Below are 15,710 nucleotides of genomic sequence, written 5' to 3'. Positions count from 1 at the left end.
AGGCGGCCCCGCTGCATGTGGCGCCAAAGTCAGTTCACAAAAACTTTATTTCCTTCCTGCCGTAAAATTTTTTTGGGTAATACCTTCACCCGTTGAGGTATATGTTTGACCCGCCTTAAAATAATTATTCAACTCCGGTTTTTTCAACGGGAATAATAAATTATAAATAACAGGTAAAATTAAAATGCCGCCGATGATATAAAGAATTACCATAACAAATAGGTGTTTATTAATGAATATCAAATATAAATCATAATATTATAATCATTATATATGTTGGAGCATCACCATCCCCCACGCCAGCACAATCCACACCGGCTTTTCGTTGCAACAAACCAATAATTAAATGCATGCTCAAAACCGGCTGTTCCATTGGTACATCGGTACATTATCAAATTGGTACATTTGTTTGTTTTCACTTCAATCCGGGCTAGGATATACTGCTTTGCTATCTATCACATAAATTATGGAACCCCGCTGGGGTTCTATCCGATTAGTGGGGAGATATTTGTTAAAAATATGCAACCCCTAAAGGGGTTGATGTTGTGCTTTATCGCATTTTTTTTAATCAAGTTACTCTTGCATCATTCGGGAGTAAATCTAAAGAGATTGTTTTATGGCATTTTTTGTTAAAAAAATGTCACTCAGTATCATTAAGAAATTAAACGCAAAGTAATTTAATTTATAATTAAGATTACCAATAACTAACAAATCATAATTGTTCCCACCAGCAATTTTCAACCCCGTTGAAAATTGCTGGTGGCTGTTGTCGTGGAGTTTCCAACTCCAGACGCCACCCCGGTCTCCGACCGCAGTAAATGATAATTTATTTAGGAGCACTAAATAGAATTCACTCTTACTCCACCCTAATCCCCTGCCTGTTTGCTTCACATGCATTGCAATAAAATTTACCATCACAGCCAATTACGCCGGGGCAAGAAGTGTTACAAATATCACCTTTGTGTTCAGCGTGAAATTTGGCATCATAACAACCGGTTGATTCTTTGCTACAGGAAAAAACGAAACAACTTAATATTGTTAAAACAAAGTAGTTGAATATTTTATTAGTTTTTATTAAGTTCATTTTTAATTGGATTTAAATACTACATATTGTTTGTTGGTATTTTAATATCAGTAATTCCGGTTTTGTTTTTGAGTTTATCTACCATCGCAAAAAAACCAACTACGTGTTGGTGACAAATAATTTTTTTATTAGCCGAACGAATGGTCAGTTGTTGCGAAAATTTGCTGAATTTTATTGAAGTAATTTCATTCAATGGAATCTCTATTAATTTATTAAACACTGTTCGTTTTGTTACCGCTTCAACCGTAAGCCGAAATTCAACCCTGCGTTGATGAAACACCATAAACCCGCCTGAACCGAAAAAAAATAAAAAAAAGAATAATATTAAACTCCAGTCGCCGGGTTTGTAATCGCGTATGCTTAGACCTATCATAATTAATCCGAGCGCAATAAAAATAAAACCTAAATACCGGTACAAATTCGGCATCTTAAATAAATCATCACCCGCTTCGGTTTTAAGCGGTGCCGATGATGAAGCTTTATTTGCTAATGCAATTACAGCACCAATTGCTAAAGCCGTGATTATATTTCCAATAATTGAATCCATACATGAATATTATTTAAAACCTAATTTGGTAAGCTGAAAAAATCTAGTTTTCATCAGATTCATTTTTAATTCGGTTTACATGCTACCTATTGTTTGTTGGTATTTTAATATCAGTAATTCCGGTTTTGTTTTTGAGTTTATCTACCATCGCAAAAAAACCAACCACGTGTTGGTGACAAATAATTTTTTTATTAGTCGAACGAATGGTTAATTGTTGCGAAAATTTGCTAAATTTTATTGAGGTAATTTCATTCAGTGGAATCACTATTAATTTATTAAACACAGTTCGCTTTGTTACCGCTTCCTCCGTAAGCCGAAATTCAACCCTGCGTTGACGAAACACCATAAACCCGCTTGAACCGAAAAAAAATAAGAATACTATTAAACTCCAGTCGCCGGGTTTATAATCCCGTATACTTAGGCCTATCATAATTAATGTGAGCGCAATCAAAATAAAACCTAAATACCGGTACACATTCGGAATCTTAAATAAATCATCACCCGCGTCGGTTTTAAGGGGTGCCGATGCTGAAGCTTTATTTGCTAATGCAATTACAGCAACAATTCCACCAATTGCTAAAGCCGTAATTATAATTCCAATAATTGATTCCATACGTAAATATAATTTAAAACTTAATTTGGTAAACTGAACAAGCCTCCATACACATATCAATTGCCATCCATACCAACCATACCAATAATTGTAGGATAATTGTTATCGGCAATAAAATCAAATTCCGGATCGCGGGCAACTTTCGTTATTTTTTTCTCAGGTTCTTCCGCAATTTTTTCAATATCTTTTATCTCATTTATTTTTTCACTGTCCATTTGTAATAATTTAAACGCAATATTTTCTTTACTAACAAAAATAAAAGTTGAATCGCCATCACTTTCTTTAAATCCATTGGTAATGGGCGATAAAATATTAACGGTATCACCCGTCTCCTGCGAAACAGCTATGATTTGAACATAATAATCCATATTCTTATTGTAGTTTGGTCCCTGACTGCTATAAATGAGTTTTATAGGCTCTTTATCTTTCAGGGCTTGCTCATCCATATGAAATTTTTCAATATCCCAATATTTATATTGGTTGTTGCAACCGATAATCGCAAAAACGAATAGCGCTAAAAAGATGGCACATTTTATTTTCATGGTTACAAATAAATACAACTAAGGTATTTTAAAATAAATGAAATTGCAAATAGCTGCCTTTGCCTAGTAAGCTCCCGGCCCAAATCCCCGGCATAGTTTAAATCCTGTAATCGGTGCAACTACAATGGTTTGTAATTAGTCATATATTTAATATCTTTATAATCATAAACCCGATATGAGCACGTTTACCTCCCGCAACAGCAATGTAAATTGCAATCGGTTATCCATTTATGTGATAATTTATAGTTGCTATGCATTAATTTTTCATCCCTGTAATGTAGCTTATGGCCAACAATTCAACTGGGGCTGGGCCAGTCAGGTGCATGGAAATTACAACGATGAAATTCAAAAAGTGAGCACTAATGCAAAGGGTGAAATGCTTGTTTCAGGAGCGTTCTTTAGTAGTGCCATTCAATGGGGCGATACTATGCTTATAAATCCCTACGAAAATGATGCAGTCGGAGTTTATTTTGGAAAAGTAAATACACAGGGGGAATTAAAATGGGCTAATAAAATATTTTGTGCCCCTGGCTACTGGGAAACAGATTTATTTTTTAGAGATGCTGATATAAATAATTTTGGTGAGAGTTTTGTTGCAGGTCATATTACCTACTATGGAATTATGGTTGATACCTTAATTCTTAATGTTGACGGTGGTGATAATAGTAACAGCGGATTTGCCGCACGTTTTGATGCAAATGGTAAAATAACATGGGCACACATTTATGAGGACGGTTGCGATGTTGCCAATATCATAGCGGATAATTACGGCGGCTTTTATATTACGGGAACCCTCAGATATTATGCGCAAGTCGATTTTGGTGATACCATTTTATATAATCCTTTAACTGAAACTCAGGCTTATATTGCGCATTACAATAGCAATAATGTTGTTGATTGGGCTAAATTAATACAAGGAAAAGTTAATGAAATTCACGGGCAGTCAATTAAAAATGACGAAATACTCATTTATGGTGATTATGAATCATATGTAGATGTTAATCAATTAACAATTGATGATTTCTCAATAACTTGTATGTCGGAAACTGCAAATTGTAGTTTCTGGGGTAAATTAAATATAATGGGTGAAGTGCAGTGGTTGCACAATGTTGCTGATGAACCAATTACCGTTTATAACCGATTTGAAGTGCAGGACGGTTACAAACAATTTATTTCGTTCGATAGGCCATACATTACAGTATTGGGAGATACAGTTTATAGTGATGCTGAATATTATTATACAAATCGCATGTTGTCGTTTGATAGAAATGGATTTTTTTTAGGAGCTGATATAATGCCTCAACAAATTGGGAATGCAGCGAGCCAATTGTATATTGCACCAACCGGAAATTGGTATGCTACATTAAATTTAATTGATTCGGTTTCTTGTGGCGAAAATATTATTTATAACACTTCAATCAAATCTGACCCTGTTGTTTTGGAATTAGATGATGCATTCAACGCTATAGATTGTTATCATCAGGAATTGGAATATTCCAGCCATAGTCCTGTAATTAACTGGGACAGATTCGGTAATAAAGTGATGACCGGAAGTTTTAGTGGTGATACACTTCAATTTGGTCCGGATGTTTTAACAAACCTGCAGTTGCAATTTCAATATGATGCCTATATCGCTTATGAAAATCGTTGCGATACCGTTTTATCATCTTTAACGTTGCAGGATAATGTGCTTAAAGCACCGGATGGTGTTGCATGGACCTGGTATGTGAACGATAGTTTAATGATGGAACAAACCGGTCAGGTTATTTTGCCCTTGTATTCCGGCTACTATACAGCAAGCGCCACACAAGCTGATGGGTGTGTTACATGGACAAAACCAATTTGGTTTGATAGTAATATTGAACCCGGTCAGATTTTTATTTACCCGAATCCATCAAGCGGAAATTGCACCATCTTGTTGCCCGAAGTAATTACTTATTGTAATATTTACAATATCTCCGGTCAACTTGTTTATACCTGTTTACCAAATACAAAAATCACACTCGAATTAAGTAATCTCGCATCCGGCACTTATTTTATTAAATCCGGAAACGAGCAACATGTGTTTTCATCAAAATTCATTATCCTTTAAATTATTGGTATGTCAAAATTTACCCTTACAGATTACGCTATTTTTTCTGCCGTTTTTTTACAAACACAAAACCTGCAGGCAGAAGTTATTCATGTTGATATTGAACCGGACGTTGTTTTAGATGATGACGGGGAACTATATCTTTAGATTTTGATCAGGATGGTAATAATGATTTCAGGTTTATGCTGATCAAGGAGGCTATGCTCCTGATTATGGTTCAGTGAATTTTTATTTTGATCGGGTATTTGCCGGTGTTGTAAATTATAATAATTGGATTGCCGGAACATATTTTACGGAAGGAAGTGTTATGTATAGTTCATTTATGACCTATCGCCCATATATGATACCGTTTGCATATCCAATCGGTGTAATGCTGAGTTTTCAGGATGGTTATGCTCAACTTGCAGCGGAATTTGTTGTTGATTCGGCCGGTGAATTTTATAATGAAGAAGGAAAGTGGGGAGCAGGAGGCGAAGCATTTTTCGGTATCCGCACAAAACGCGACGAACATTATTATTATGGTTGGATACGCGCCACAGTTGCCGATTCCGCAAAATCAATAACCCTTCACGATTATGCCTATGAAACAATAGCCGATAAAACCATAATCGCAGGCGATAGTTTAGGCACTATGTCCGTTTCCACATCATCATTACAACCAATAAATATCACCTGCAACGGAACAACATTATTTATTCAAACAAATGCATCATATAATATTAATCAAACCGAATTAATTATTTATGATTTATCCGGCAAACAAGTTTTTAGCAAACAATTATCCGCAGGCAATCAATCAATTCAACTCCCACTGCAAACAGGAATATATATCGCAACCTGTAATTATAATGGTGATATAATTTCCAAAACAATTTCAATCCTCTAATCCGAAAGCAGCCTTAAATGATTTGTAATAATTGGAGCATCACCATCCCCCACGCCAGCGCAATCCCTTCCGGCTTTTCGTTACAACAAACCTCCTAATATAATTTTTTCCAAGTTGTAATAGAGCTCCGTATGAAAATACTGTAGTAATAATGTATTCCTCACTCCCAATCCGGCTGTTAATCAGCACATCAGCACATCATCACATTAGCACATTAAATATGTTTGTTTTCACTACAATCCGGGCTAGGATTTACTTGTATCTATTCTATCACAAAAATTATGGAACCCCTGCCTAATCGGTAGGTAAACCTAAAGGGGTTCTATCCGATTTTTAGGGGGGCTTAATGTTAAAAATATGCAACCCCTACCTCATCCGGCAGGTAAATCTAAAGAGGTTGGTGTTGTGCTTTAACGCATTTTTTTTAAACAAGTCACTCTTGCATCATTCGGCAAGTAAATCTAAAGAGATTGTTTTATGGCATTTTTGTTAAAAAAATGTCACTATTATAAATCGCGAGGTAAATCTAATGAGGTTGTTTTATGGCATTTTGAAAAAAAATTCATACATATCTCACCGTTTAGCAAACCTAACTCAGTTTATTTAATTGGCATTTTGTTAAAAAATGTCACTCAGTATCATTAAGAAATTAAACGCAAAAGTAGTTTAATTTACAATCAAAATTATCTTTATTAAACAAATCATAATTGTTCCCACCAGCAATTTTCAACCCTTGAAAATTGCTGGTTATATTGTCGTGGAGTTTTCAACTCCAGACGCCACACCGGTCTCCGACCGCAGTAAATCGGTGCTGCGAAATGAACAATAAAAATCACTTCCAAAATGAAATTAATATTTACCGAATCCGATTTAACCAATGAACCCCTCATCACTCATTACTCATCACTCATCCTAACCCACAACTGATATATGTTTTGGTGAACCTAACCCACCGCGTTCTTGCCACGTTATTGAAGCATTTAAACCCGCAATTTCTAAAAATCCATTCGTCTCACCAAAAATGGCTTCGCCAAACGATTGTGTTAAAAAACGAATTGCAACAACATTATCAATTTTATCTACTTTTAATTGACTGATATAATTTGGAATTTCTGTTTTATGGCATCAAATAAATCCATATGTTCATGGTTCATATTTTCAGTTTCAAATCCATTTAACGACGGGACTGTTAAACCGAAGATGCGGCAATATTCAACTTTCAAAATCAGTTTTTTGTATTTCCAAGTTTCAGTATGTAATTCATTTCCTTCCCAATTATAATAATCAATCAATACATTCAGGCATCCTGTTTCATCCAGATTAACCGAAATGATATCACTATCATGAAAGTTCAATTGGTCCAAAAATTAAATTAAAATTTTCCATGGTTGGTGCATTTGGTTTTGTGTTGTTTCGTGGTTTAATAATTTGAAACTATGTCGAAATTAAATAATAAAACGGAAACCCTGTAACCTTTGGAGCGAATTGATTTGTTATTTTAAATGTATCACTTCCAATACGAATGAGTTAAACCATCCCATGTCCGAGCAGGCTTCCTGCCCCAAAAAATAAAAAACCGCAAAACCCTGCGACATTTAGGAAACGGAATTGCGCTATTGCTAAAAATATATCACATGGAGTATCTTGAGGTTAAGCTTCATCAGCGTTTGCAACAGTTATTCAATAAATAATTTATTTGTTGCAAAGCCTTGCCGTTTTGATTAAGTTTATTAAATAAAGACCAGAAGCTAAACTGCAATCGATGGTTATAGAATTACTTGTAATATTATTATTGCCCAACTTAGACCATCATAAGTAAATATTTCAATAGATGCATTTGAATAATTTATTAAATTCGTTTCGAAATTTAAAACTAACTTTGATCCTGATTGAGTTATTTGGAATTCAACTTCCGAATTATTTTCTATTTGGTGTTGGTTGGCATCACAAAGAACCATCAGAATAATAACAACCAATGTCAAAATAATAGGTGTCAGCGGGAGACATAACAACACCATAATATTTTCACCAGGAATTAATGCATCTCATAATATCCTTTTCCAAACCAACAAGAGCAATAGTATAAGAATCGGCTCCTGTAGCAAGATCAATATACGACAAAGTATCTATTACATCAGTAATCTCAAAATAGGGTTCATAATCCGGAGATAATGCTACCGATAAAGAATATCTGAAGGTTTAACATCATCATCGGAGAATGTCATTTCCTATGCCACCTAATCCTAAAGTTGCATCGTGGCATGATATGTAATATTACCGCCGCAATATGACACCAACTATTCGAAACAGTTGTCCACTTACTCCCGGACTTGACAAAGTTAAATTACTTGTATCACCCGGTGGCGGTACCATGTATAAAAAATATAGTCTTTGAAGGTATCGAATGAGATCCATCAATGGTGAGCAATGTTTCCGGAAGCTGATGTGTTATATAATATGGCTCCACACCTCCGCCCATAGAAAATTCAGCATAACGTTCAGAACTATGAAAAGTGCATCGGCAACTTTAAAGCTAATTAAATTACTTCGGATTGTCGATTGCAAAAATGCGCAACTTATAATCTTCGTAACCTGAATAATAAGGCCTGGTAAATCCAAATTCATTGAATGAGTCGGCATCATTCATATTTACCAATTTTAAATTGAAATTCTTATTGATATTTCCCGGGTCGCAAGTAATAGGGGCATCCGGTATTTCTGATACAGCATATTCATATATGTCAATTGGAACTCCCGGACCAACATAACAATCGTTTACAGCAATGTCATGTGAACTCAATCTAAGCCACCCATAATGTGTAGAATCCTCAATATTAAGTTTTAGCCCAATAAAAGTTGTTTCGCCTCCAATCCAGGTAGCATCTGATCACAACCTGACCACCATGATACTGAAATAAAACGATATAATCGTAATGTTTCAACTGATGACCAATCGAGTGCATCCGAAATTAGCGCACCATAGTTAAACCCATCAGCAAATGAACTCTGCTGCTATTGCTATTACATCACCAAATATATGAATATCCACTTCATCATAATAGAAGTCGTAGTTATAATACAACGTACATCGTCAATCCCATTTGCATTAATATCAATATAAACGCTATCATCATGGCTATATGGAGAAATATTTGTGATACGTATATCCGGTTCCGGATTAGTAAGCCGCTAACTTGTCTTCGTGCAAATTTGTTGTGCCCAATAAAGAGGGCAGAAGCGGAATATTCTAAATATCTTGGTTTCATTTTGTATGGGGTTTTTATTTTATAGGTTGCTGTTTTAAATCATCATAATTTTTTTTACAAAATTTTTCCCTTCTTGATTTATTACTACTAAATAATTTCCATTAGTGTGCAAAGGAATTTGTGTATGAAGCATTTCAATATTACCCGTGTAAATTAATTTTCCAGTAATATCAAAAATTTCCCATTGTTGTATTTGTATGTAATGTGTCAGGTCAATAATAATATTCCTCGACGCCGCAACTAAATGTTTACACCGATAAAAATGCTCATTGATGTCAACATGTCTCTTGCTTTATCGGCCGTTTCAACTGCCCAATCCTAAAATGTTTGCGTACGAAATCTTAATTACAAATTTGCTCGTTTGAGTCCGCACCGCACATCTAATCAACCATAATGCAAACAGTCATGCTCATCGTAAAATTGGAATACTGGCGTATCGGTCCTCACAGTGTAATAAATTATAATTCCACGGATTAATCAAATTGAATCAAACAACCACCAATTGGAGCATAAGTAGCAGTGCTCTCTTTCCTTTTACTTATGCAATATGTGCCTGACTGGTATCCACATGATTAAATGCATACATATTAACCCATTCCCATGACTCGAGTGGTTTTAACCTGCAAAAAAAAATACTGCATCCCTGAGAGGTAGATGTGCAACAAATTGTGTTACCATCGCATTATTCCAAATAAAGCGCATGCATATTTATCACTGAACGGTGTAGAGGAAACGAATATGATCCGTAATAACCACCATACAGCATACTGGCCTGGATGCACCGAAAAACGAAAATCATATATTCCGTTCAAATCAAGTGGGTCAAAGTCAACATCATTTTCCAATACAATATCAGGAATAATGTCTGTGGTACAATTTCTGCTTCAACATTGTTTTTGCGAATAAAAACGAAGCCATTAGGGAATAAGCGGTCAATTTAATGTGTTTCATGATATGGAAATTAAGTTAAAGAAGGTTCCAATTATTGTTCAAAATAATATTCGAATAATTTCCATAACAGCTGCCAAATGATTTTAACCCATTAGGGTATGCGGCTAAAAAGGCTCTTAAATCCTCCTGAACTTATAATATCAACCAAAATTTTTGAAGCATCACCATCCCCACGCCAACAAAATCGTTGCCGGCTATACGTTGCAACAAACCGCAATTAAATTTGTTCAAAACCCATGTTTAATCAGCACATCAACACATTAGCACATCAGCACATTAATTGGTTTTGTTTCCACACCAATCCGAAGGCTAAGATTTACTAATATCATGTAATCTATCACAAAATTATGGACCCCGCCCAATCGGTAGGTAAACCATAGGGGTTCGAACATTCCTTTGATTGGCATTGGAGGGCTAAAAATATTCAACTCTTAAAGGGGTTCAACCCCGTTGAAATGCAGTTGCTGTTGTCGTGGTGTGTCTCGCCTCTAGGTGCCATCTCGGTTTCTCGACTAATTTAATATGTTGCAAACATCTTAATAAATCTAACCTAGTTTATTGCTTAATAACACGTTTGGTATAATACCTTCCATCCCCAAATGCGATTTTTATAAAATAAATGCGGCCGCAAATTGGAAATATCAATTGGAGGCTTGTGAACCATTAACCGGTTTGTATCATAATGATATCGCCTACAATATTTACTATCGAAATTTTCATTTGCATCGGCAACTCCTGAAATATGAAAATGCCGAACCGGTTTGGTGTTATGGCAATTGAAGCATTTATGTTATCATCAATATTAACTACTTGCAGCTTCAGTAATTAATATTCTGGTTGTAATACACATCCTCTTCGCTAATAATGTATTTGACCATGCTAAAATGTGCGCCTTTATCATCTGAAGTCATATCAAAATAATCACCCATTTTATTTTGTGAGGATAACCAACATGCGGATCAAATGATGAGGATAATTTCATATTTGCCGACCATGTTTCACCCTGATCAACAGAATAACAATAATAGAGTGCCGAATAATCATCCACCACCACCATCGCGGTGTCAGGCCATATAACATCTATTCTGCCATTTGGTGCTACCGACATAGTGCCAAACCAATGTATTCCATCATTTTTTCATCGTTAATCCAAATAGGATCTCTGGGTAAATGTTAGTCCGCCATCGTGCATTTTCCTGCCACATCTCCTTCATCCGACCACTGTAAGGAGCTACCGAAGCTAAAACATAAATATTTCCATGTCCAGGTCCGCCTGAGCGATCAATATCAATATTTGCCTGTCCTAACAATCCTTCCGGTTAATACCACCCAAATCCACCCAGAAAGGCTGCCATTTAAATCCACAAAACTAACCGGTGCATCCCATTCAATGGTTGCACCCGGAATTTGCGCAAGTGAACGCGTAACTGTCAACGTTGCTGAAACCCGCCGCCAACCACATATAAATATCCCGTCACGGCATCCACAGCAGGCATACCGGCAATAAGGTTCAGCTTCAATATATTCACGCGATTCACAACCCGTGTGCCATCTGTTGAGCGTAAAATTCCCGTAGTATACGCAGTATAATCAACCGTCCAATTGGTATAAATATTTCCGCTACCCACGCCGTTAGTGCGGTCTATGGCCATCCATTGTTTATCACCACCATAAGCGTAAGTGCCCGCATCCCAGGTAGCGCCACCATTTGTGCTTTTGTACACATCACATTTAATCAGGGTAAGGTGGTGACGGACTATTGGTAAAATTGCCCTGCAAATCTTAGTCCAAAACAGGGTCCGAACGGAAATTACCTTCATCAATTATCGACATATTTCCATGTAGCCCTCCGTCGTTCGAATATGACCAACCTGCTTGTCGCAATTACTGCAATATCATCAAATTGCCGCCATCCAATGTTGCAATATGTAAAGTGTCGTTAATAGCCTCAATGGCGATGCTGGGTTCATTTTGCCGCATCATCAACAATATTTGACGCCGCATCATTCAAATTCACCTGCATGGTTCTAATTGAAACAATAACAGTATCACCTTCACAAGCGTTACTCAAAAAAGGAGCAGTCGTTTTTTATTATCCCACCTGTTGCGCAGGTAATGGCTCTGCAAGGTTTCATTTTTTTGAATTTTTGTTCACTTGCGCGTATGGTAGTTTGCAAATAGTTGCGGTGACTGCACTAGTGCCAAAGCAATAGCAGTTGCTAAAATTGTTTTCTAATTGGAAATTTAAAACTAATTTATGTCTCAATTGTTACGACAGTTATTTCGGGTGAAAATATATAAATTTTCGTTGCATTAATAAATGAGCAACCATATAAAGAATATAATTATCCAAATCATTTCATTTTTAAATTTTGCACTGCTGATGCCTGTAATTGTGTTTCTCTCTTCTTTCGATTTCCGCGTTAAGTTTCTTCAACCCTAAAAAACACATCCGCTAAAAAATACATCATCCAAAAAACCTTCGCGCCTCTTGCCCTTTGCGTGCTTACTGATAAACACGCACCCCAAAAAATAAAACACCGCAAAACCCTGCGAACATACACCTAAAATTTATATGGTTGGAATACTTAAATCGTAGTATGTTTTTGAACATCAACATCCCCACGCCATCAAAATCGTTGCCGGCTTTTCGTTGCAACAAACCTTCTAATTAAAATTTTTCCAAGTTGTAATGGAGCTCCGTATCAAATTAATGTAGCAACAATGAATCTTTACTCCAAACCCGGCTGTTAATCAGCACATCAGCAATTAACACATTGTACATTAGTTGGTTTGTTTTCACTACAATCCGGGCTGGATTTGATGGCATCTATTCTATCACAAAATTATGGAACCCCTGCCTGATCGTGGGTAGAACCTAAAGGGTTCTAACTATTTCTCAGGGGATTCTTTTGTTAGCAATATGCAACCCTGCCTAAGCGGTGGGTAAATCTAAGCAGGTTAGTTTTGTGTTTTGGCGCATTTTATTTTTAAAAAAGTCACTTTAAAGCGTTATTCGGCAAGTAAATCTAAAGAGGTTGGTTTTTTTGGCATTTTGTTAAAAAAATGTCACGCTTGTTTCCGGTTGGTAAACCTAAGAGCTTTAGATGTTTTGGAATTTTTTATTAAAAAAATGTCACGCTGTATCTCCACGAAAGTAAACGCAAAAGTAATTTAATTTACAATCAAAATTATCAGTATCTACTAAATCATAATTGTCCCTAACTGCAATTTCCAACCCCGTTTGAAATTGCAGTTGCTGTCGGTCGTGGAGTTTCCAACTCCAGACGCCACACCGGTCTCCGACCGCAGTAAAACGCGATGCAAGAAGTGGATAATAAAATAACTTCCAAATTGTATTTAATAATTACCGAACTCGAATTAAACACAGAACCACTCATCACTCATCATTCATCATTTCTTTTAGCACTCATCCTACTTCTAATTGATATATGTTTCGGTGAACTTAAATAATCAGGTTCTTCCCAGGTTATTGAAGCGTTTAATCCTGCAATTTCAAAAGCCAAAATTTTCGCCGAAAATTTCTTCTCCATAGGAATGAGTTAAAATTCAATGAATTGCATTTCTTTTTTGTCCTCATTTAATTCTTTGAGTAATTGGGGAGTTCCTTTATTACTGAATCAAATAATTCCAAACATTCATGACTATGGATTTCGTGTCAAATGCGCCTAATCCCGGACTATGAAATCTGAGGTGGAGGCAATTTGTCACCTTTGGAATTAGCTTTTGTTATCCATTTTGTCATCAGAGTCTTTCATTTCTTCCCAATTATAACATCACTTAAAACAATCAGACTTCTGTTTCCCATCAGATTAACCGATAATTTTGTTTTATCGTAAGTTGAGTTTGTCTAAAATAAATTAAAATTTTCCATGATGTAAATTGGTTGTGTGTTTTTTTGTAATTCTGTACATTAATGCTCGTGTGTTGTTCCTTTTGGAATGCGCCAGTAAGGCAAAAGGCGCACTAATTTCTTTTATCCAATTTTATTGCCTATGCTTTTGCAATAGCCGATTTAGAAACATCTTCCAAATTAGTTTCTAAAACCTTTAATATATCTAGCTGAAGAAGCTGCAGATTTTGCAAATATAATCGGAATTTCTACCTATACTTGTTCTGCTATCAACCGGTCAAAAGAGTCTTTATCTAAGGATGTGTCAATGCTTAAGGATTTCATCCCATTTCAAATTATAATAATGTTTTGTATGATCTTAAGGATATCTGAAGATCATCCCCCTTTCTTGAGGACGGTCGCTCAAGCTATTAATTTTAATATACCATTCCCTCTGCAAGTGGTGGGAGATGTTGTAGATTTTTTCTATTCAACCTGCACCGCTTCCTCCATTACTTCACCAAAACCTAACAATGGAGATCAACGTTTCGCTCATTGAAGTTAACTGTATTCTTTTCCTCTATTTCACCAAAGGAAGTGAAATCAATGGCTATCTAACTTTCCCTAATAAAACGTCCATGGTGCGCAACTTTATTAAACCTTTAGATGCTAATGCAGCACTGATTTTATCATAATGCTTTTATACTCGAAACCATAACACAAAATCAATATCCTAGCATCCTCGGCCCGGTTGAATGCCTGTTTTAAGTAATTCCAGTACAGCACTTGCAATTCTACCGGGTGCCAATATGGAATTTCTAACTCACGCAAAGTTCAATACAATCAAAGGATTCTTGAAATAAGGAAGCCAATAGCGCTTTATAAAGTTTGTCGATTTACTCATTGTATATTTTTATGTGCCTTTATTTTGTTTTCTCCCTCCAATATCAAGTCCATACACCAGTGTAGGTGGTGCAGTTTTATTGGCATTGATTTTCCAAAACATGTCCAGCACTTCTACGTACCATTTTTATCAGGCACTTCTAACTTATATTTTTATAAGTTCCATTCTATTTTCTTTGGTATAAATCAATAACTTCTTCTGGCTTTAAATGTCTAGGTGAGCTGATCTGCCGCAGGCTCACCAGTTCAAACTGCTTCGGGTATCAAACTTTATTTCCTGCCAATTTCTTTTTATGGTATAACGTTCTTTCACCAATTTAGGAGCTCCAAAACCCGTTGCGTATTCTGCCAATCCATCTTCGGAATAACGCTTTTACTTTCCCAGGGATAGGTTTTCTTATTTAATGATAACAGATAGCCGGTTTTCTTTCAAAACCTTCAATTACCTGTGGGATGTTACTCTAAAACCTACATTGGCATTTTCCGCTAATGCCTCGCTAACTCGAATAGCTTTTCTTTGTAAGCACAAACAGAGGTAAAACACTTAAGCCCTGTTTTGGTGAATGCCCTGTTTTGTTTTTCTTTTCTTATCTCTAAAGGTTTTTGGGTATCAACAAATAAAACCACCCTTTTAACATAAATTAGTTCCCGTTGGCCTCCAGGTAGGGGATTCTTTGTCGGAATTCTTCTTTGATTTTTGAAAGATATCATTAACAGAAGAAAATGATCATTTTTGCGGAAATCATCTTCCATCTGTTGCAGTTGATAAGTGTTCTTTATTTTCACGCAAAACTTTTTATCTCTGTAAAGACATGTTTACGATGATCCATCTTTAGTTCCAAAACACCATCCAATGGACCCTTTTGTTGCTCCATTTGGCCTTGAATTCCAACGAGATTTCCATTTAGGTTTTGAAGGGCAACATTCGTGATTTCCTGTTCCATTCTATTTATTTTATGTTCACAATATACAA

Annotated in this window: 16 protein-coding genes; 4 read left to right on the top strand and 12 right to left on the bottom strand. The window is 36.0% G+C overall.

The features are described from left to right. Window positions 1-45 precede the first annotated feature (45 nt). The 4 genes from IPI65_08255 to IPI65_08240 form a co-directional block, all read right to left on the bottom strand. Window positions 46-213, bottom strand: coding sequence for a hypothetical protein (locus IPI65_08255; protein MBK7441508.1), 168 nt, complete (start codon window positions 211-213; stop codon window positions 46-48). 890 nt (window positions 214-1,103) lie between these two features. Then, entirely contained in the window at window positions 1,104-1,631 is a 528-nt protein-coding gene (locus tag IPI65_08250) for a hypothetical protein (protein MBK7441507.1), read from the bottom strand. Between the two features lie 82 nt (window positions 1,632-1,713). Next, complete coding sequence (locus IPI65_08245; protein ID MBK7441506.1) at window positions 1,714-2,244, bottom strand: hypothetical protein; 531 nt, start codon at window positions 2,242-2,244, stop codon at window positions 1,714-1,716. 56 nt (window positions 2,245-2,300) lie between these two features. Next, window positions 2,301-2,786, bottom strand: a complete 486-nt coding sequence (locus IPI65_08240) for a hypothetical protein (GenBank protein MBK7441505.1) — start codon at window positions 2,784-2,786, stop codon at window positions 2,301-2,303. A 175-nt stretch (window positions 2,787-2,961) separates the two neighbouring features. On the opposite strand from IPI65_08240, the gene IPI65_08235 reads away from it, so the two are divergent. The 3 genes from IPI65_08235 (at window position 2,962) to IPI65_08225 (ending at window position 5,764) form a co-directional block, all read left to right on the top strand. After that, window positions 2,962-4,878 (top strand): T9SS type A sorting domain-containing protein, encoded by a 1,917-nt coding sequence (locus tag IPI65_08235; GenBank protein MBK7441504.1) that lies wholly within the window; start codon window positions 2,962-2,964, stop codon window positions 4,876-4,878. 9 nt (window positions 4,879-4,887) lie between these two features. Continuing rightward, on the top strand, window positions 4,888-5,025 hold the full coding sequence (locus IPI65_08230) for a hypothetical protein (protein MBK7441503.1): 138 nt from the start codon (window positions 4,888-4,890) through the stop codon (window positions 5,023-5,025). Between the two features lie 73 nt (window positions 5,026-5,098). After that, window positions 5,099-5,764 (top strand): T9SS type A sorting domain-containing protein, encoded by a 666-nt coding sequence (locus IPI65_08225; protein MBK7441502.1) that lies wholly within the window; start codon window positions 5,099-5,101, stop codon window positions 5,762-5,764. A gap of 1,085 nt (window positions 5,765-6,849) precedes the next feature. Here the strand turns inward: IPI65_08225 and IPI65_08220 are convergent. From IPI65_08220 to IPI65_08195, 6 genes are all read right to left on the bottom strand, one after another. Then, window positions 6,850-7,128: a hypothetical protein gene (locus tag IPI65_08220; protein MBK7441501.1), complete on the bottom strand. Its 279-nt coding sequence runs from the start codon at window positions 7,126-7,128 to the stop codon at window positions 6,850-6,852. A 1,178-nt stretch (window positions 7,129-8,306) separates the two neighbouring features. Next, window positions 8,307-8,564, bottom strand: coding sequence for a hypothetical protein (locus IPI65_08215; protein ID MBK7441500.1), 258 nt, complete (start codon window positions 8,562-8,564; stop codon window positions 8,307-8,309). Between the two features lie 500 nt (window positions 8,565-9,064). Then, entirely contained in the window at window positions 9,065-9,304 is a 240-nt protein-coding gene (locus tag IPI65_08210) for a T9SS type A sorting domain-containing protein (protein ID MBK7441499.1), read from the bottom strand. A gap of 1,584 nt (window positions 9,305-10,888) precedes the next feature. Then, window positions 10,889-11,089: a hypothetical protein gene (locus tag IPI65_08205; GenBank protein ID MBK7441498.1), complete on the bottom strand. Its 201-nt coding sequence runs from the start codon at window positions 11,087-11,089 to the stop codon at window positions 10,889-10,891. A gap of 322 nt (window positions 11,090-11,411) precedes the next feature. Next, a complete protein-coding gene (locus IPI65_08200; protein ID MBK7441497.1) occupies window positions 11,412-11,801 on the bottom strand; it encodes a hypothetical protein in 390 nt (129 codons plus the stop codon). A 1,587-nt stretch (window positions 11,802-13,388) separates the two neighbouring features. Beyond that, entirely contained in the window at window positions 13,389-13,535 is a 147-nt protein-coding gene (locus IPI65_08195) for a hypothetical protein (GenBank protein ID MBK7441496.1), read from the bottom strand. An 832-nt stretch (window positions 13,536-14,367) separates the two neighbouring features. Between IPI65_08195 and IPI65_08190 the strand changes: the two genes are divergently transcribed. Then, window positions 14,368-14,529, top strand: coding sequence for a hypothetical protein (locus IPI65_08190; protein MBK7441495.1), 162 nt, complete (start codon window positions 14,368-14,370; stop codon window positions 14,527-14,529). Window positions 14,530-15,223: 694 nt separating this feature from the next. Here IPI65_08190 and IPI65_08185 read toward each other — a convergent pair. After that, a complete protein-coding gene (locus IPI65_08185; GenBank protein MBK7441494.1) occupies window positions 15,224-15,523 on the bottom strand; it encodes a hypothetical protein in 300 nt (99 codons plus the stop codon). Next, complete coding sequence (locus tag IPI65_08180) at window positions 15,520-15,681, bottom strand: hypothetical protein (protein ID MBK7441493.1); 162 nt, start codon at window positions 15,679-15,681, stop codon at window positions 15,520-15,522. The genes IPI65_08185 and IPI65_08180 overlap by 4 nt, the downstream gene beginning before the upstream one ends. Window positions 15,682-15,710: the final 29 nt, after the last annotated feature.

The sequence above is a fragment of the Bacteroidota bacterium genome (assembly GCA_016706255.1).
Lineage (GTDB): Bacteria > Bacteroidota > Bacteroidia > Chitinophagales > BACL12 > UBA7236.
Note: the sequence above shows the minus strand (reverse complement) of the source record. Positions and strands in the feature narration are given on the sequence as shown.